Source organism: Polaribacter sp. HL-MS24 (genome assembly GCF_032758595.1).
Classification (GTDB): Bacteria; Bacteroidota; Bacteroidia; order Flavobacteriales; family Flavobacteriaceae; genus Polaribacter.
This window is the reverse complement of the sequence record NZ_CP136415.1, coordinates 478078-495310: the sequence shown is the minus strand read 5'-3', so window position 1 is coordinate 495310 and position 17233 is coordinate 478078. Positions and strand designations below refer to the sequence as shown.

Below are 17233 nucleotides of genomic sequence, written 5' to 3'. Positions count from 1 at the left end.
TGAAAATAGAAATGGATATGACATTTGCCGCTCAAATTCAGCAAGGAATTCCTGATGTATTGCCTCCTAAAAAAAGATATGATTTAGAAATCAATCATGCTCCAAAGCGGAAAGACATTCTTTCACCTGAAGAAAAAAAATTAGCACTCAAAAATGCACTTCGCTATTTTGATTCAAAGCATCACGCAGAATTACTCGTTGAATTTTTGGAAGAATTAGAAACATATGGGCGTATTTATATGTATCGTTTTCGTCCAGATTACGAAATGAAATCCAGACCTATTGAAGCGTATCCAGGAAAATCAACGCAGGCAAAAGCCATCATGTTGATGATTCAAAATAATTTGGATATTGCCGTTGCGCAGCATCCTCACGAATTGATTACCTATGGAGGAAATGGGGCTGTTTTTCAGAATTGGGCTCAATATTTATTGACAATGAAATACTTGTCAGAAATGACAAACAAGCAAACCCTAACGATGTATTCGGGACATCCTATGGGGCTCTTTCCTTCTCATAAAAATGCACCCAGAGTGGTGGTTACCAATGGGATGGTGATACCGAATTATTCAAAACCAGACGATTGGGAGAAAATGAATGCTCTGGGAGTTTCTCAATATGGACAAATGACAGCTGGAAGTTATATGTATATTGGTCCTCAGGGAATTGTGCATGGAACCACAATTACTGTTTTAAATGCCTTTCGAAAAATACAAAAAGCTCCCAAAGGAAATTTGTTTGTAACTTCTGGTTTGGGTGGAATGTCTGGGGCACAACCCAAAGCAGGAAATATTGCGGGATGTATAACGGTTTGTGCTGAGGTGAACCCTAAGATTACTCAAATTCGACTGGATCAAGGTTGGATTGATGAAAAAATTACGGACCAACAGGAGTTGGTAAGCAGAGTTCGACTAGCGAAGGAGCAGCAAGAAGTGATCTCGATAGCCTATTTAGGAAATATTGTGGATGTCTGGGAACTATTTGATATAGAAAATATTCATATCGATATTGGATCCGATCAAACTTCTTTGCACAATCCTTGGGCAGGAGGTTACTATCCTGTAGGACTTTCTTTTGAAGATGCCAATACGATGATGGCAGAAAATCCCACACTGTTTAGAGAAAAAGTACAAGAAACCTTGCGAAGACATGCTATGGCTATTAACAAACATACGGCAAAAGGAACCTATTTTTTTGATTATGGAAATGCGTTCCTATTAGAAGCTAGTAGAGCGGGTGCCGATGTAATGGCAGGGAATCAAATTGATTTTAGATATCCTAGTTATGTGCAAGATATTATGGGGCCTATGTGTTTCGATTATGGATTCGGTCCTTTTCGATGGGTCTGTGCTTCTCAAGATCCTGAAGATCTAGCAAAAACAGATGTGATAGCTTGTGCAGTATTAGAGAAAATACAAAGGCATTCTCCAAAAGAAATTCAGCAGCAAATGGCCGATAATATTCAGTGGATCCGAGGAGCGAAAGAAAATAATTTGGTAGTGGGTTCTCAGGCAAGAATTTTGTATGCCGATGCCGAAGGACGTATTGAAATTGCAAAAGCCTTTAATGAAGCCATTCAAAAAGGGGAGATTGGTCCCGTAATTTTAGGGAGAGATCACCATGACGTTTCGGGAACCGATTCTCCCTACCGGGAAACTTCAAATATTTATGACGGATCTAAATTTACGGCAGACATGGCCATCCAAAATGTGATAGGGGATAGTTTTAGAGGAGCTACCTGGGTTTCTATTCACAACGGAGGCGGAGTTGGTTGGGGAGAAGTCATGAATGGTGGATTTGGCATGCTTCTTGATGGGACTAAAGAGGCATCAAAGCGTTTAAAACAAATGCTTTTTTGGGATGTAAATAATGGAGTTTCTAGAAGAAGTTGGGCAAGAAATGAGGAAGCAATTTTCGCAATAAAGCGAGCAATGAAATCGGAAAAAAACTTAAAAGTTACCATCCCTAATTTGGTAGATGATGTACTTATCAATTCAATAACTTAAAATCAACAACTATGAAAAAAGGGTTTCTTTTAGTGTGTAGTATTCTGCTTTTATCTGCTTGTAGTGCTATCAAAGTGAGTACTGATTTCGATGCAGCTATTGATTTTAAAAAGTACAAAACTTTTGCTTTTTTTAAGCCAGGAATCGACAAAGCAGAAATTTCAGATTTAGATAAAAAACGCATTTTACGAGCAATTGAATTTGAATTAGAAGCTAAAGGAATGCTTAAATCGGAAAATCCAGATATGTTGGTCAGTATTTTTACAAAATCCAGAGAACGAGTACAAGTGAGTCAAAACAATTTTGGATATGGATATGGTTTTGGCTGGGGATGGAATCCTTGGATGATGAATGGATTACAATCCAATGTAAACGTTTCACAATATTCAGAAGGTACCTTATTTGTGGATTTTATTGATAAAGCTAAAAAAGAATTAATTTGGCAAGGAGTCGGGACGGGTGCTTTACGTATTCAAAACCGTGAAAAAAAAGAAGCGAGAATTAAGGAGTTTGTAAAAGAAATTATTGCTAGATTTCCTCCGGGACAGCGAATTAAAAATAGGTAAAGACAGTCTGAAAATTGGAATCTATTCGATATTTTGAATATTTTTTTTCAGTACTTCCATATAGAACTACATACATGTACAACAAGCGAATACCTTTGGAAGAAGGGGATTATTACGAAAATGAAGAAGGGTATCGAGTATTTACAGAACAGTTTCATTTAAAAAGAGGTTCTTGTTGTAAAAGCGGATGTAAACATTGCCCCTATGGGTATGATAAAAAAACGGATTCTTTTAAAGAAAAATAGGCTATTTTTTTGAGGAATTATTCTTCATGTAGTGCTTATGTATTGGTGCTTTTATTGTGAGGTATCAAAGAAGGGTCTTAATTTGAAAAAATTAAAATTCCCTTTTAAATGAGATTTCATTTTCTGATAGTATGTACACTTTATAGCCTTTTTTTAACGGCACAACAAACTCAAGTAGTTTCAACACAAACTTCAAATACAGACCCTGTGTACAATCGATTGGTCTGGTCTGATGATTTTAACGGTTCGGGTGCAATTGACTCTGAAAAATGGTTTCATCAAACACAGTTGCCCAATGGAGATAGTTGGTACAATAATGAAATCCAACATTATACCAATAGAACAGTAAACACATCTGTTTCTAATGGATCATTACATCTTGTTGCTAAAAAAGAAACGTTTACAGACCAAGGGAGAACAAAACAGTATACATCTGCGAGATTGAATTCTAAGTTTGCCTTTACCTACGGAAAAGTAGAGGTGAGGGCTATTTTGCCAACTGGCGTTGGTACCTGGCCTGCAATCTGGATGTTGGGAAAAAACATTACAGAACCCGGAGGGTATTGGACTTCTAGCTACGGTACTACACCATGGCCTGCTTGTGGCGAAATTGATATTATGGAACATTGGGGAAGGGACCCAAATTATGTTCAAAGTGCCATGCATACCCCTTCTAGTTTTGGGGGAACGATAAATCATGGAGGTCAGTCCATCTCAACTGCTACCACTGAATTTCACATCTATACGCTAGAGTGGTACGAAGATAAAATGGTCTTTAAAGTCGATGGAGTTGAGCACTATACCTATGCTCCCAATTCATTAGATGCAAGTACTTGGCCGTTTGACAAAGATCAATACATCTTATTAAATATCGCAATTGAACCGAGTATTAGCCCTTCTTTTGAAGAGAGTGAAATGACGATAGATTATATAAAAGTTTATCAGCAAGCAACTGCATCGGTAGGGGAGATACAAGCAATGAATACAATACAAATATTTCCAAATCCTATAGATGATAGAGTTCTCATTGAGATCCAACCCGAACTTATTGGTGTGAAAGGAACCATATATTCAGTATTAGGACAAAAAATGTTTTCGTTTGTGCAAGACTCTTTAAAAAAGGAATATGATTTTTCAGGACTTACAAAAGGGATATACATCTTGAAGTTTAATTCAAAAATGAACACTTCTTCCTATAAAGTGCTGAAAAAGTAAGAATTAAATTGTGTTTTTTGTTTTGTATACATTATTTGTGTATTTTTAAGTATTACAAATGAATACAATGTCCCAAATACAACAACTCCTGAGCTTTAAAAAACATCTTGAAGAGCGTTACCTAAGATTGATAGAACTTTCTGATAGCTATCGGTATACCGATGAAAACAAGAGTGATAGTGCAGCTTTTAAAGCCATGAAAATCTTAAGAAAACTGAACCAATTAGGATACTTGAATAAAGAATTTTCTTGATTTAAAAGGAAATTTTATTCAGGTAAATTTATGATCTAGAGAGTCTTCTCTAAAATATCAGCCATTTGTTGCTGTAATTCAGTCGCTTTTATTGCCGCATTTGCTGCAAAATGTTGATCGTTAGAAGCATAGATAATTCCTCTTGAAGAATTGATTAACAAGCCAATATTTTTAGACAAACCATATTTGCAAACGTCTTGAAGATTCCCTCCTTGTGCACCTACACCTGGAACCAATAAGAAAGAATCGGGTACAATGGTTCTAATTTCTTTAAAATACTCCGCTTTTGTAGCCCCGACTACATACATTAAATTTTCTGAATTTTCCCAAGATTTAGAGGTTTCCAGCACTTGTTTGTACACTTCTTTACCGTCGATTTTTTGCGTTTGAAAATCAAAAGCCCCTTCGTTAGAGGTCAACGCTAATAAAATGGTGTGTTTTTCTTTAAAGGCTAAGAATGGTTCAACCGAATCCTTTCCCATGTAGGGAGCAACTGTTACCGAATCAAAAGCGAGGTCTTTAAAAAAAGCATTGGCATACATGGAAGAAGTATTGCCGATATCGCCACGTTTTGCATCAGCAATGGTGAAAATTTCAGGATAGTTTTGGTTGAGGTATTCAATGGTTTTTTGCAGAGAAATCCATCCTTTTATTCCATAGGCCTCATAAAAAGCTGTATTGGGTTTGTAGGCTACACATAAGTGATGAGTTGCATCAATAATTGCCTTATTGAACTCGAAGATAGGATCTTCTTCATGTAGTAAATGTGCTGGAATTTTTGTTAGATCAACATCCAAACCAATACATAAAAATGATTTTTTTTTGTGGATTTCAGCAACCAATTTTTGTGTCGTCATCTTTGCGAATAAAAGTTTTGTAAAGGTACATTTTTTTGTGACTTTCTACTATCTTTGTAATAATGATTGGTTCTATTTTAAACAAAATTTTCTACGGATTTCTTACCTTGTTTGGAGTGGTGACAGTCATTTTTTTTCTTTTCAATCTGCTTGGTGATCCTTCTAGAATGATGTTAGATCAACGTCAGGACAAAGCGCAATTACTATCGATTCAGCAAAAATACGGCTTCGACAAACCCTTGTTTACCCAGTATTTATACTACCTAAATGATGTTTCTCCCATTTCAATCCATAGCAATTCCATTACAAATTACACCTATTTATCTACAGGCAAGTTTACATATCAGGAACTCTTTGTAATCGGCAATCAAACGGTCGTTTTAAAATTTCCCTATTTGAGAGATTCGTTTCAAAAAAGCGGAAAAAAAGTATCTAAAGTAATTTCTGAAACACTTCCCAACACAGTTATTTTGGCTTTGTCTGCAATTATGATTGCGATAGTTGTTGGAATTATTTTAGGGGTGCTTTCTGCAGTTTATAAGGATTCTTATTTTGATAGAATTACGGCGATTATTAGTACCTTAGGAATGAGTGTTCCCTCTTTTTTCTCGGCCATTTTGTTTGCTTGGTTGTTTGGATTTGTACTACATTCTTACACAGGACTGGAAATGACAGGGAGCTTGTATGAAGTGGACGATTTTGGAGAAGGAAGTACCTTGCAATTGAAAAATCTGATTTTACCTGCGATTGTTTTAGGAATTCGCCCACTGGCAGTCATAATTCAATTGATGCGGAATTCACTTTTAGAAATTTTAAACGAAGATTATGTTCGAACGGCAAAAGCGAAAGGACTGAGTTCTTATATGGTAATTCGTAAACATGCAATTAAAAACGCTTTAAATCCAGTAGTTACTGCTATCTCTGGTTGGTTTGCTTCCATGTTGGCAGGTGCGGTATTTATTGAATATATTTTTAATTGGAACGGACTTGGAAAAGAAATTGTCAATGCTTTAAATACCCTCGATTTACCAATCATCATGGGAAGCGTATTGGTCATTGCAACTTTGTTTATCTTGATTAATATTTTGGTAGATGTAATTTATAGCTGGCTAGACCCCAGAATTAGAATGGATTAATGATGAAAAAAGTATTTTGTTTCGTATTGATAAGCCTTGTTTTTTCGAGATGTAATTTTGAAACTCCAACACAGTTTTCGGAGCCAGCCTCTCAAGAGCAAGTTTTTTCATTGACTAACCAAGAGTCAACACTTAAAGAAGTGTTAGACCCGTATAAAGGAAAAAAAGTATTGATTGATGTGTGGGCATCTTGGTGTGCAGATTGTATCCGAGGGTTGCCTGCCGTTGAGAAACTTCAGCGCGAATTTCCTGAAGTTGTATTTTTATTTCTTTCAGTAGATACCAATCGGGAATCTTGGAAAAAAGGAATTCAACGTTTTCAAATAAAAGGCCTACACTACAATTTACCTAAAGGGATGCGTAGTGGTGCTTTTGTAGATTTCGTCGGTTTAAGCTGGATTCCTCGCTATTTAGTCATCGATGAGCAAGGTGCCATCGCACTTTTTAAGGCAACTTCGGCATCCGATAAACAGCTCCTACAAGCCTTGAAAAAAAATCAATAAATCGTTATCGTAACTATTTCTTTTTCTAAAACGTTTTTCCTTTTTCATTCCTTAAATTTACAGCCTTAATAAAGTTTAAAATCAGAAGTATGAGAACTAAAATAGTTGCAGGTAACTGGAAAATGAATAATGATAAACAAGAAACAAAAGTACTAATAGAGCAACTTCAAGATTCTATAGAGAACCTTTCTTTAGAGAATACTAGAGTGCTTGTAGCGCCAACTTTTGTAAACCTTTCTTCTGCAGTAGCACTAGCGAATAATTCGAAGATCGAAGTAGTTGCACAAAACATGCATCAAGCAGCAAATGGAGCCTTTACTGGTGAGATTTCTGCAGCAATGTTGAAAAGTGTTGGTGTACACTCTGTAATTTTGGGACATTCAGAGCGAAGAACTTTTTTTGGTGAAACAGATGCCCTTTTAGCCGAAAAGGTGGATACCACTTTAGCGAACAATATGGAAGCAATTTTCTGTTTTGGAGAATTGTTAGAAGACCGAAAATCAGGAAATCATTTCAACGTGGTAGAGAGCCAGTTGAAAAACGGATTATTTCATTTAGAAGCTGCTGCTTGGAAACAGATAGTATTGGCATACGAGCCAGTATGGGCAATTGGTACAGGAGAAACGGCAAGTCCAGAACAGGCACAAGAAATGCACGCATTTATTCGTAAAATTATTAAAGATCATTACAATCAAGAGGTAGCAGATGCTGTTTCTATTTTATATGGCGGAAGTGTAAAGCCATCAAATGCTGAAGAGATATTTTCTAAGGCTGATGTAGACGGTGGATTGATTGGTGGCGCAGCCTTAAATGCAACCGATTTTTCAGCAATTATAAAAGCGATTTAAAAGCAGTTAATCAACGCTCTTTTAAAGAAAATGAATAAATTTGCATCGAGATTTTAGATCTTGATGCATTTTTTTTGAATAGCACTAGCACATTTTTATGGACAATATTTATATAGAATATCTTTTTACAGTATCGCCAAAAGAACCAGGAACTGAGATTTTGATTGCAGAATTGGGCAATGTTGGCTTCGAGAGTTTTGTTGAAAATGAAAACGGGGTAGTGGCTTATATTCAAAAAGAGAATTGGAACGAGCATCTTTTGGAAGATATTTTTGTATTGAATTCCAAGGAGTTTCAGATTGAATATCAGTATAATGAAGTTGCTCAAACCAATTGGAATGCAGAGTGGGAAAAGAATTTTGAAGCCATTCAGGTAGAAGATGTCGTTAGTGTTCGTGCACCTTTTCACGAAAATCCAAATTTGCAATACGATATAGTAATCGAGCCAAAAATGAGTTTTGGAACGGGGCATCATGAAACGACTCATATGATGATTCAGCATTTATTGCAATTGGATCTAGAAAATAAAAAAGTATTGGACATGGGGTGTGGTACTGGAATTTTAGCAATTTTTGCTGAAATGAAAGGGGCCAAACCTACTGATGCAATTGATATTGATAATTGGTGTTATTTGAATTCTATAGAAAATGTTTCTCGAAATAATTGTCAACATATTTCCGTTTATGAAGGAGACTCTTCTCTTTTAGAGGATCAGAACTATGAAGTTATTATTGCCAATATCAACCGAAATATCTTGTTGATGGATATGAGTATTTATGCCCATTGTTTAGATGAAAAAGGCATTTTATTGTTAAGTGGATTCTACAAAGAAGACATTCCTGTCATCGATACAGAAGTTTCAAAATACGGTTTAAAACTTGAAACCGTGATTGAAAGAAATAATTGGGTTGCATTAAAATACCAAAAGAATTAATTTTTTTTTAAATTCGCAGTATGAGTACCAAAGAAAAAAAGCAAGAACAAGTCGATACTCTGGAAAAAGAAGTTTTTCAGCATGAAATTGTATTGCACAATGATGAGGTCAATACCTTCGATTTTGTAATTGATTCTTTGATTTCGGTATGTGATCATACCCAAGAACAAGCTGAGCAATGTACCTATCTAGTCCATTACAAAGGAAAGTGTACTGTAAAGTCTGGAGAATTTAAGGAGTTAGAACCCAAGTGTTCTAAATTACTGCAATTAGGATTGTCTGCCGAATTAATTTAACTAATGGAAAATATTTTTAAGTATTATCAATTTTCAGATTTCTTTACAGATGAATCTTCCACCTTTTCAGGAAATCAAATTGCCTATTCAGAAATCAATACAACACATTATTTGATTTTTGAGAAAATAGGTGAAGACTATACCCTTTTTGTTTCTAAATACGGTTCAAGACAGGAAATTGGAAAAATTCAACCAGAAATTTTAGAACTGCTTGTTGAGAAGTATGACAAATCCATTCCCGAACATCGTGTTGCGTTAAGAAGATATTTAGAGTAGTTTTTTTAGAAGCCCTTCTCTTGAAAAGGCAGAAAAAACACCAATTATACTATAATTTTGATCATATAAAAAAAGCAACTCACTTATAATAAGTGAGTTGCTTTTTGTTGTGACCATGGCTGGATTCAAACCAGCAACCTCTTGAGCCGTAATCAAGTGCGCTATTCAGTTGCGCCACATGGCCTTTTTGCGGGTGCAAATATAGGGTCATTTTTTAAATAAGAAAAACTATTTATTGTTTTTATGAATTTATTTCTGCTTTGTAGGCTTCGATAATCGGAGTCGCTTTATCCAAGTCTGTTTGAAGGATGTAAAGCTCTACAGATTTACCAAAAGATCCAAAACCTGCAAGTACTCCAGAATTTAAAGGGTCTTTTATGAGATAGCCAATATTGTTGTCTTTTAATTGAATTTCTAATCCTTTTACAATAATTGATGATTCTGAAAATACGAGTACATGTGTGCTTTCCATATGCTTTTGTTTTAGTCCAGTGAATTCATTGTAATATATGCTCTCCATCCAATAACGATTAATTGTAACTTTGTTGCTCTTGAGATATCGAGCTGTTTTTTTGTAAAAGATGGGAGAATACTTTTATTCAGTTTGGCAATAATTTTGAAAAGGGACTTTTTCATTTTGAGTTGATTGATCTTCAAATTTACTAAAAAATGTACTATTACAGCGAGAAGTATCTCTTTGATTATTTTTGAAACACATATTTGTGCTTTTTCTTTTTTCATATCATACAAACTGATAAAAATGTATCTTCGCTAAAAAATAAAATTGATGAATTTTTTACTCATTCTTGGAGGATTGGTGTTGTTGATATTAGGAGGAAACTGGTTGTTAAAATCGGCAGTGGCTTTGTCTCTGCAATTGAATGTTCCTAAAATTGTGATTGGAATGACTGTTGTTTCTTTTGCGACTTCTGCACCCGAGTTGATTGTAAGTTTAAATGCAGCCTTGAATGGTTCCCCCGATTTGGCCTTGGGGAATGTCATCGGATCTAATATTGCCAATTTAGGATTGGTGTTGGGGATTACCCTATTGTTTGGTGGTATGGAGGTTCAGAAAAGTTTTTATCAAACAGATTGGCCTGTGATGATGATCGCATCCATCTTATTGTACATTTTTTTAATGGGCGATGCAGTAATTGTTCAGTATGAAGGAATCATTTTGTTTAGCTCTTTGGTGCTCTTTTTGATTTATCTATTGCGCTTTCAAAAAACAGCAATTATTGACGAACTTCCAGAGGATGATGAAGTACTACCATTGTATAAGATTGTCCTTTTTTTTGTGTTGGGTGGAATCGGGCTTTGGGGAGGATCAGAATTGTTGATTCAAGGGGCTACTTCGATGGCGCAAGAATTTGGTGTTAGCGAACGAATCATCGCCGTTACGGTCGTTTCTGTTGGGACAAGTATACCAGAATTAGCGGCATCTATTATTGCCATTATTAAGAAAGAAAAAGCAATTTCTTTAGGGAATTTAATAGGCTCAAATGTTTTTAATATTTTAGCGGTTTTAGGAATTACCTCAATGATTACACCCATTGCTCTTGCTGATCAGAGATTATTGTCTAACGATATTTTGTGGATGCTAGCCATCTCTTTCTTGATAGTACCTTTGGTGTTCATTCCAAGAGGATATCGCCTGAATTGGAAAGACGGAATAGTTCTTCTCCTAGTTTATGCTGCGTTTATTTATACAACCATTTAAAAGATAAAGTTTTGTACAAAAAAAGGCTCGCAAATTGCGAGCCTTTTTTGAATCTATCTATTGAAATTAGCTAATGTTAGCTGATTTTACAGTTTTAATAATTCTTCCTGCAATCTTATAAGGATCTCCATTTGAAGCAGGTCTTCTGTCTTCTAACCAACCTTTCCAGCCTTTTTCAACTGTGATAATTGGAATTCGAATAGAAGCACCTCTATCAGAAACTCCGTATGAGAAATCATGGATAGAAGCTGTTTCGTGATCACCAGTTAAACGTTGATCATTAAACTCACCATAAACCTCAATGTGCTCTTTTACTACAGGTCTAAATGCTTCACAAATTTTTTCATAAGTTTCTTTAGAACCACATTCTCTTAAAACAGTATTTGAAAAGTTTGCATGCATACCAGAACCATTCCAGTCCATATCTTTTCCTAATGGTTTTGGATGATATTCAATATAGTAACCGTACTTCTCTGTCAATCTGTCTAATAAGTAACGTGCAATCCAGATTTCGTCACCTGCTTGTCTTGCTCCTTTTGCAAATAATTGAAATTCCCATTGTCCTGAAGCAACTTCTTGGTTGATTCCTTCAAAATTCAATCCAGCATCAATACATAAGTCAGCATGCTCTTCAACAATATTTCTTCCGTGTGTATGCAATCCACCAACTGAACAATAATACATTCCTTGTGGTGCAGGATAACCACCAATAGGGAATCCTAATGGCAATTGTGTTTTGGTATCCATAATAAAATACTCTTGCTCAAATCCGAACCAGAAATCATCATCTTCATCTTCAATTGTAGCTCTTCCGTTAGAAACATGTGGAGTTCCATCGGCATTCAAAACCTCGGTCATTACTAAATATCCATTTCTTCTTGTAGGATCTGGATAAATTGCAACAGGTTTTAATAAACAATCAGAGGCACCACCTGATGCTTGTCGTGTAGATGAACCATCAAAAGACCAATTTCCTAATTCTGCAATTGTTCCTTGGAAATTTTCATGTTCTTCTACTTTGGTTTTACTCCTCATGTTTTGAGTTGGGAAGTACCCATCTAACCAAATGTATTCTAATTTAATTTTTGCCATAGTAAAATAATTTTATGAATATTATTAACACTACAAAAATGAAAATTTTTAACGAGGTATCAAAAAAATAGGGGGTAAAAAATTAAAAATGTTTTAAAATTAATTTAATCCCTAAAAATGAAAGGGTATATTTGTATAATTAAAATTATTTCAATCAAAAATTATCAATATGTCAATCATTAGATTTAATGCTTTACACGAAACACTCCACCGAAAGCCTATAAAAATTATAGAAGGAGAAAAAAGGTCTTCTCTATTTGGCAAAAATGTATTTAACAAAAATGCCATGCAGCAGTATCTTACTAGAGCTGCGTATGATAGCGTCATGGATGCCATTGTTCACGGCAATAAAATTGATCGAAAAATTGCAGATCAAGTAGCCGTAAGTATGAAAGATTGGGCCATGTCCAAAGGGGCAACACATTATACACATTGGTTTCAACCCCTAACAGGAGCAACAGCCGAAAAACACGATGCTTTTTTCGAATCGATTAACGGAAGTTTGGCCGTAGAAAAGTTTGACGGTGAACAATTGGTACAACAAGAACCCGATGCGTCTAGCTTCCCAAATGGAGGGATTAGAAACACCTTTGAAGCAAGAGGGTATACTGCTTGGGATCCAACTTCACCTGCTTTTGTATATGAAACGACCTTGTGTATTCCTACAATTTTTGTGTCCTATACAGGAGAAGCTTTGGATAATAAAACTCCTTTGTTAAAAGCATTGCAAGCCCTTGATCTTGCCGCAACTGGGGTCTGTAAATACTTTGATAAGAATGTTTCGAAAGTAAATGCAACTTTGGGTTGGGAACAAGAATATTTCTTGATAGATGAAGCATTGGCACTTTCGAGACCCGATATTACTATGACAGGCAGAACCTTATTAGGGCACTTACCTGCAAAAGGACAACAATTAGATGATCACTATTTTGGAACTATTCCGACTCGTGCTATGAGTTTTATGCAAGATTTAGAGCAAGAGTGTATGTTGTTGGGAATCCCTGTTAAAACAAGACATAACGAAGTGGCTCCCAATCAGTTTGAATTGGCACCAATCTTTGAAGAAGCAAATTTGGCAGTCGACCACAATTCACTTTTGATGGATGTCATGGAAAAAGTTTCTAAACGCCATCATTTCAAAGTATTATTCCATGAAAAACCTTTTGCTGGAATTAATGGATCTGCAAAACATAGCAATTGGTCGTTGTATTCAGATACGGGTGTCAATTTATTGAGTCCTGGAAAAACACCAATGAAAAATTTACAATTCTTAACGTTTTTTGTAAACACAATTAAGGCTGTATACGAGTACCAAGAATTGTTAAGAGCTTCTATTGCATCGGCAAGTAACGACTGTCGATTAGGTTCGAATGAAGCACCATCAGCCATCATGTCTGTGTTTATCGGGAGTCAGCTGTCGCAGGTATTAGATGAATTGGAAAATGTAACCAAAGGAAAGTTATCTCCTCAAGAAAAAACAGATTTAAAACTGAATATTATTGGAAAGATTCCTGAAATTTTATTAGACAATACAGATCAAAATAGGACCTCACCATTTGCTTTTACAGGAAATAAGTTTGAGTTTCGAGCTGTAGGTTCTTGGTCCAATTGTGCAACTCCTATGACGGTGTTAAACACGATTGTTGCCAAGCAATTAAAAGAGTTTAAGATTGAAGTAGATAAACTGATAGACACTAAAAACCTCAAAAAAGACGAAGCTGTTTTCAATGTTTTAAGAGAGTACATCAAAGCGTCTAAAAAAATTAGATTTGAAGGAGACGGTTATGGTGAGGCATGGGAAAAAGAAGCTAAAAAACGAGGACTATTTCACAATAAAACAACTCCTGATGCTCTGAAGGTAAAGGTCTCTAAAGCAGTTGTTGATTTGTACGAAGAGATGGAAGTCATGAATAAGACGGAAATTGAAGCTCGTTACGAAATTGAAATGGCAGAATACACCAAAAAAATTCAGATTGAAAGTCGGGTTTTGGCAGATATTTCTAGAAATCATGTAGTGCCAACAGCAATTATTTATCAGAATACCTTGCTTGAAAACACCAAAAATTTGAAGGAAATATTTGGAGAGGAGTATCAAAATATTGCAAAAGAACAAATTGAGCTAATTATGGTTATATCGAATCATATCACAGAAATCAATGCCTTGGTCAACAAAATGACTGAAGAACGTAAAAAAGCCAATACACAACCAGTGGTCAAATCAGCAGCTTTGTATTGCAATAAGGTAAAGCCTTATTTTGAAGAAATTCGTTATCACTGTGACAAGTTAGAAACTATGGTTGATGATAATTTATGGCCACTCACCAAATACAGAGAACTTTTGTTTACAAATTGAGTATAGACAGAGAAGGAAGGACTTGAAAGTTTTACTATTTGAAGTTCTTCCTAGCTCACTTGATAACCAGCCTTCTGTAAACAGATGGTTTTAAATGAACAATTTACTTCTCTTTTTCTCTGCAAAAAATTACCTTTGCCGAACAACACGATACTATGAGCCAAGAAGTTTCTAAAAGATATGCACAAAGAGGCGTATCTGCATCTAAAGAAGATGTGCACAATGCCATTAAGAATATTGACAAAGGATTGTTTCCCAAAGCATTCTGTAAAATTGTACCTGATTATTTGACAAATGACAGTGACTATTGTTTGATCATGCATGCAGATGGTGCTGGAACAAAGTCTTCTCTAGCGTATATGTATTGGAAAGAAACAGGTGATATTTCTGTTTGGAAAGGCATCGCTCAAGATGCGTTGATCATGAATATTGACGACTTACTCTGTGTAGGAGCCACTGACAATATTATGTTGTCTTCAACCATTGGGCGAAATAAAAGTAAAATACCTTATGAAGTTCTTTCTGCCATTATCAATGGAACAGAGGAATTGATTGAAGATTTGAAAGGCTTTGGAGTTACCATCCATTCTACCGGTGGAGAAACAGCTGATGTTGGCGATTTGGTTCGAACCATTATAGTAGATTCGACCGTAACGGCTAGAATGAAACGATCGGATGTGATTGATAACGCACATATCAAACCTGGCGATTTGATTGTTGGTTTAGAGTCTTTTGGTCAAGCATCTTATGAAACCGAATACAACGGAGGAATGGGGTCTAATGGGTTGACCTCTGCACGTCACGATGTATTCCACAAGTATTTGGCTAAAAAATATCCAGAAAGTTTTGATGCTGCTGTTCCAGAAGAATTGGTCTATTCTGGAAATACAAGATTGACTGATCGTGTAGTTGATTCTCCCATTGATGCAGGAAAATTAGTCTTATCTCCCACAAGAACCTACGCTCCAATTATTAAAAAGATATTATCAAAATATGACGCTTCTACGGTACATGGAATGATTCATTGTTCGGGAGGTGCACAAACAAAAATTTTACACTTTGTAGACGATCTACACATAGTAAAAGACAATATGTTCCCAGTTCCACCATTATTCAAGTTGATACAAGAACAGTCAAACACCGATTGGAAAGAGATGTATCAAGTATTCAATTGTGGGCACCGAATGGAACTCTACGTTTCTCCTGAAATAGCAGAGGATATTATAGCATTGTCAAAATCATATCAAGTAAATGCTCAAATTGTAGGTAGGGTAGAAGCATCTGATTCTAAAAAACTGACAATTAAAAGTGAGTTTGGCGTTTTTGAATATTAGCATTACGGTTCTTTTAAAGAACCGCTTTTGTTTGTTAGTGTTTTTATAGAATGCTCTCAAATTGTACTTGCAGAAAAACAATTGTGGATGTGTTGTCTTTTAAAGGAAATAAACCACTATTTTTTCTATCTTTATGCTATCCTGTTTTTGAGTCATTTTTTGTGGAGATTTATGTTGTAGTTTTCATGAGGTGATTTATCAAAAATCAAAATCAGTCAAAAAAAATAAAAATGAAATTAAACTTAACAAAACCGATTGTCTTCTTCGACCTAGAAACAACAGGGGTCAATATTGCAACCGACAGAGTTGTCGAAATTTCCATCTTAAAGGTCTTTCCAAATGGAAATAAAGAAAGCAAAACTTGGTTGGTAAATCCGGAAGTAGAAATTCCTGCAGAAGCTTCAGCAATTCATACGATTACCAACGAACAAGTTGTGACTGAACCGACATTTAAAGAATTAGCACCAGAAATTGACAAAATGATTGCAGGTTGCGATTTGGCGGGTTTCAATTCGAACCGATTTGACATTCCATTGTTGGCAGAAGAGTTGATGCGAGCTGGCATCGATTTTGATATGAAAGATAGAAAAGCAATTGATGTACAAGTGATTTTTCATAAAAAAGAACAGCGTACTCTAGGTGCCGGATATCAATTTTATTGTGGCAAAGAATTAGAAGGAGCACATGGAGCTGAAGCTGATACCAATGCAACCTATGAAATTTTACTAGCACAATTAGAAAAATACGAAGATATTGAAAATTCAGTAGCGGCTTTAAGTGAGTATTCTTCTCACGGAAAAAGAGCCGATTTCGCAGGTTTTATTTTGATGAACGAAGATGGTCAAGAAATTTTTTCTTTCGGGAAGCACAAAGGAAGAATAGTCGAAGAGGTTTTAAAAGAGAATCCAGGATACAACAATTGGATTCAGAATGCAGATTTTCCTTTGTATACCAAGAAAGTCCTGCAAACAATTAAAGAAAGAATGGTCCAACCAAAAGAAACCCTTTCTGAAACGGAAAAATTACAAGCATTGCAGCAGAAATTTAATTTAAGGTAATCACACATCATTTCAAGGAAAACCGAAAAGATCTATTCATAAAAACCTTACCATGTTTACAGCCTATCAAAATTTACCACCTAATTCTCGTGTTTGGATTTATCAATCCGATAGAGCCTTTACTCATAAAGAAATGGAATACATCGCTATTAAAGCAGAAGATTTCATCAATCAATGGACGCGTCATGGAGACGATTTAAAAGGTTCCTTCACCATTCAATACGATCAATTTTTAGTATTAGCAGTCGATGAAAGTTTCAATAACGTTTCGGGTTGTTCTATCGACAGTTCGGTTCGTTTTATCCAACAGTTACAAAACGAATTGCAAGTTGATTTTATGGACAAAATGAATGTCAGTTTTAAAGACAATTCAGTGCTTCAAATCGTGAAATTATCTGAATTTCAACGATTGGCATCAGAGAAAAGAATCACTTCAGAAACCATTGTTTTTAACAATATGGTAGCTACCAAAGAAGATTTTGAAAATAATTGGGAAGTTGCTGCATCGCAAAGCTGGCACAAACGTTTTTTAATCTAAAAT

At 35.5% G+C, this 17233-nt stretch carries 19 protein-coding genes and 1 tRNA gene; 16 read left to right on the top strand and 4 right to left on the bottom strand.

What is annotated here, in order from left to right; all coding sequences use genetic code 11:
- Positions 1-17 precede the first annotated feature (17 nt).
- From RRF69_RS02375 to RRF69_RS02355, 5 genes are all read left to right on the top strand, one after another.
- A complete protein-coding gene (locus RRF69_RS02375; protein WP_316941096.1) occupies positions 18-2006 on the top strand; it encodes a urocanate hydratase in 1989 nt (662 codons plus the stop codon).
- A gap of 11 nt (positions 2007-2017) precedes the next feature.
- Positions 2018-2572 carry a DUF4136 domain-containing protein gene (locus tag RRF69_RS02370; protein ID WP_316940392.1) on the top strand — a complete coding sequence of 185 codons (555 nt, stop codon included), beginning with the start codon at positions 2018-2020 and terminating at the stop codon, positions 2570-2572.
- A gap of 74 nt (positions 2573-2646) precedes the next feature.
- On the top strand, positions 2647-2817 hold the full coding sequence (locus RRF69_RS02365; RefSeq protein ID WP_316940391.1) for a DUF5522 domain-containing protein: 171 nt from the start codon (positions 2647-2649) through the stop codon (positions 2815-2817).
- Positions 2818-2925: 108 nt separating this feature from the next.
- Positions 2926-4032, top strand: coding sequence for a family 16 glycosylhydrolase (locus RRF69_RS02360; protein WP_316940390.1), 1107 nt, complete (start codon positions 2926-2928; stop codon positions 4030-4032).
- Between the two features lie 67 nt (positions 4033-4099).
- Positions 4100-4285, top strand: a complete 186-nt coding sequence (locus RRF69_RS02355; protein WP_316940389.1) for a hypothetical protein — start codon at positions 4100-4102, stop codon at positions 4283-4285.
- Between the two features lie 35 nt (positions 4286-4320).
- Here the strand turns inward: RRF69_RS02355 and pyrF are convergent, their stop codons facing one another.
- Positions 4321-5142 (bottom strand): orotidine-5'-phosphate decarboxylase, encoded by an 822-nt coding sequence (gene pyrF, locus RRF69_RS02350; protein WP_316940388.1) that lies wholly within the window; start codon positions 5140-5142, stop codon positions 4321-4323.
- 62 nt (positions 5143-5204) lie between these two features.
- Between pyrF and RRF69_RS02345 the strand changes: the two genes are divergently transcribed.
- The 6 genes from RRF69_RS02345 (at position 5205) to RRF69_RS02320 (ending at position 9135) form a co-directional block, all read left to right on the top strand.
- Positions 5205-6278, top strand: a complete 1074-nt coding sequence (locus tag RRF69_RS02345) for an ABC transporter permease (protein ID WP_316940387.1) — start codon at positions 5205-5207, stop codon at positions 6276-6278.
- Positions 6278-6781 (top strand): TlpA disulfide reductase family protein, encoded by a 504-nt coding sequence (locus tag RRF69_RS02340; protein WP_316940386.1) that lies wholly within the window; start codon positions 6278-6280, stop codon positions 6779-6781. The genes RRF69_RS02345 and RRF69_RS02340 overlap by 1 nt, the downstream gene beginning before the upstream one ends.
- A gap of 89 nt (positions 6782-6870) precedes the next feature.
- Positions 6871-7629: a triose-phosphate isomerase gene (tpiA, locus tag RRF69_RS02335; protein ID WP_316940385.1), complete on the top strand. Its 759-nt coding sequence runs from the start codon at positions 6871-6873 to the stop codon at positions 7627-7629.
- 97 nt (positions 7630-7726) lie between these two features.
- Entirely contained in the window at positions 7727-8563 is an 837-nt protein-coding gene (gene prmA / locus RRF69_RS02330) for a 50S ribosomal protein L11 methyltransferase (protein ID WP_316940384.1), read from the top strand.
- 20 nt (positions 8564-8583) lie between these two features.
- Entirely contained in the window at positions 8584-8859 is a 276-nt protein-coding gene (locus RRF69_RS02325) for an ATP-dependent Clp protease adaptor ClpS (protein ID WP_316940383.1), read from the top strand.
- Between the two features lie 3 nt (positions 8860-8862).
- Positions 8863-9135 (top strand): hypothetical protein, encoded by a 273-nt coding sequence (locus RRF69_RS02320; RefSeq protein WP_316940382.1) that lies wholly within the window; start codon positions 8863-8865, stop codon positions 9133-9135.
- A gap of 110 nt (positions 9136-9245) precedes the next feature.
- Here RRF69_RS02320 and RRF69_RS02315 read toward each other — a convergent pair.
- Together RRF69_RS02315 and RRF69_RS02310 are read right to left on the bottom strand one after the other, a co-directional pair.
- Positions 9246-9319 (bottom strand) — tRNA-Arg (locus RRF69_RS02315).
- A gap of 57 nt (positions 9320-9376) precedes the next feature.
- Positions 9377-9607, bottom strand: coding sequence for a putative signal transducing protein (locus RRF69_RS02310; protein WP_316940381.1), 231 nt, complete (start codon positions 9605-9607; stop codon positions 9377-9379).
- Between the two features lie 315 nt (positions 9608-9922).
- Between RRF69_RS02310 and RRF69_RS02305 the strand changes: the two genes are divergently transcribed.
- On the top strand, positions 9923-10855 hold the full coding sequence (locus tag RRF69_RS02305) for a calcium/sodium antiporter (RefSeq protein ID WP_316940380.1): 933 nt from the start codon (positions 9923-9925) through the stop codon (positions 10853-10855).
- Positions 10856-10921: 66 nt separating this feature from the next.
- Here the strand turns inward: RRF69_RS02305 and RRF69_RS02300 are convergent, their stop codons facing one another.
- Positions 10922-11947 (bottom strand): glutamine synthetase beta-grasp domain-containing protein, encoded by a 1026-nt coding sequence (locus RRF69_RS02300; protein ID WP_316940379.1) that lies wholly within the window; start codon positions 11945-11947, stop codon positions 10922-10924.
- A gap of 169 nt (positions 11948-12116) precedes the next feature.
- Between RRF69_RS02300 and RRF69_RS02295 the strand changes: the two genes are divergently transcribed.
- From RRF69_RS02295 to RRF69_RS02280, 4 genes are all read left to right on the top strand, one after another.
- Positions 12117-14300, top strand: a complete 2184-nt coding sequence (locus RRF69_RS02295) for a glutamine synthetase III (RefSeq protein WP_316940378.1) — start codon at positions 12117-12119, stop codon at positions 14298-14300.
- 155 nt (positions 14301-14455) lie between these two features.
- Positions 14456-15634, top strand: coding sequence for an AIR synthase related protein (locus RRF69_RS02290; protein WP_316940377.1), 1179 nt, complete (start codon positions 14456-14458; stop codon positions 15632-15634).
- Positions 15635-15864: 230 nt separating this feature from the next.
- On the top strand, positions 15865-16692 hold the full coding sequence (locus tag RRF69_RS02285) for an exonuclease domain-containing protein (protein WP_316940376.1): 828 nt from the start codon (positions 15865-15867) through the stop codon (positions 16690-16692).
- Between the two features lie 52 nt (positions 16693-16744).
- On the top strand, positions 16745-17230 hold the full coding sequence (locus RRF69_RS02280; protein WP_316940375.1) for an ABC transporter ATPase: 486 nt from the start codon (positions 16745-16747) through the stop codon (positions 17228-17230).
- The last annotated feature ends 3 nt before the right edge of the window (positions 17231-17233 follow it).

Coding starts and splice junctions, on each gene's coding strand:
- prmA (WP_316940384.1), top strand. CDS start 7,727: ATGGACAATATTTATATAGAATATCTTTTTACAGTATCGCCAAAAGAA.
- RRF69_RS02305 (WP_316940380.1), top strand. CDS start 9,923: ATGAATTTTTTACTCATTCTTGGAGGATTGGTGTTGTTGATATTAGGA.
- RRF69_RS02340 (WP_316940386.1), top strand. CDS start 6,278: ATGATGAAAAAAGTATTTTGTTTCGTATTGATAAGCCTTGTTTTTTCG.
- RRF69_RS02310 (WP_316940381.1), bottom strand. CDS start 9,607: ATGGAAAGCACACATGTACTCGTATTTTCAGAATCATCAATTATTGTA.
- RRF69_RS02280 (WP_316940375.1), top strand. CDS start 16,745: ATGTTTACAGCCTATCAAAATTTACCACCTAATTCTCGTGTTTGGATT.
- RRF69_RS02300 (WP_316940379.1), bottom strand. CDS start 11,947: ATGGCAAAAATTAAATTAGAATACATTTGGTTAGATGGGTACTTCCCA.
- tpiA (WP_316940385.1), top strand. CDS start 6,871: ATGAGAACTAAAATAGTTGCAGGTAACTGGAAAATGAATAATGATAAA.
- RRF69_RS02345 (WP_316940387.1), top strand. CDS start 5,205: ATGATTGGTTCTATTTTAAACAAAATTTTCTACGGATTTCTTACCTTG.
- RRF69_RS02375 (WP_316941096.1), top strand. CDS start 18: ATGACATTTGCCGCTCAAATTCAGCAAGGAATTCCTGATGTATTGCCT.
- RRF69_RS02355 (WP_316940389.1), top strand. CDS start 4,100: ATGTCCCAAATACAACAACTCCTGAGCTTTAAAAAACATCTTGAAGAG.
- RRF69_RS02370 (WP_316940392.1), top strand. CDS start 2,018: ATGAAAAAAGGGTTTCTTTTAGTGTGTAGTATTCTGCTTTTATCTGCT.
- RRF69_RS02295 (WP_316940378.1), top strand. CDS start 12,117: ATGTCAATCATTAGATTTAATGCTTTACACGAAACACTCCACCGAAAG.
- pyrF (WP_316940388.1), bottom strand. CDS start 5,142: ATGACGACACAAAAATTGGTTGCTGAAATCCACAAAAAAAAATCATTT.
- RRF69_RS02285 (WP_316940376.1), top strand. CDS start 15,865: ATGAAATTAAACTTAACAAAACCGATTGTCTTCTTCGACCTAGAAACA.
- RRF69_RS02290 (WP_316940377.1), top strand. CDS start 14,456: ATGAGCCAAGAAGTTTCTAAAAGATATGCACAAAGAGGCGTATCTGCA.
- RRF69_RS02320 (WP_316940382.1), top strand. CDS start 8,863: ATGGAAAATATTTTTAAGTATTATCAATTTTCAGATTTCTTTACAGAT.
- RRF69_RS02365 (WP_316940391.1), top strand. CDS start 2,647: ATGTACAACAAGCGAATACCTTTGGAAGAAGGGGATTATTACGAAAAT.
- RRF69_RS02325 (WP_316940383.1), top strand. CDS start 8,584: ATGAGTACCAAAGAAAAAAAGCAAGAACAAGTCGATACTCTGGAAAAA.
- RRF69_RS02360 (WP_316940390.1), top strand. CDS start 2,926: ATGAGATTTCATTTTCTGATAGTATGTACACTTTATAGCCTTTTTTTA.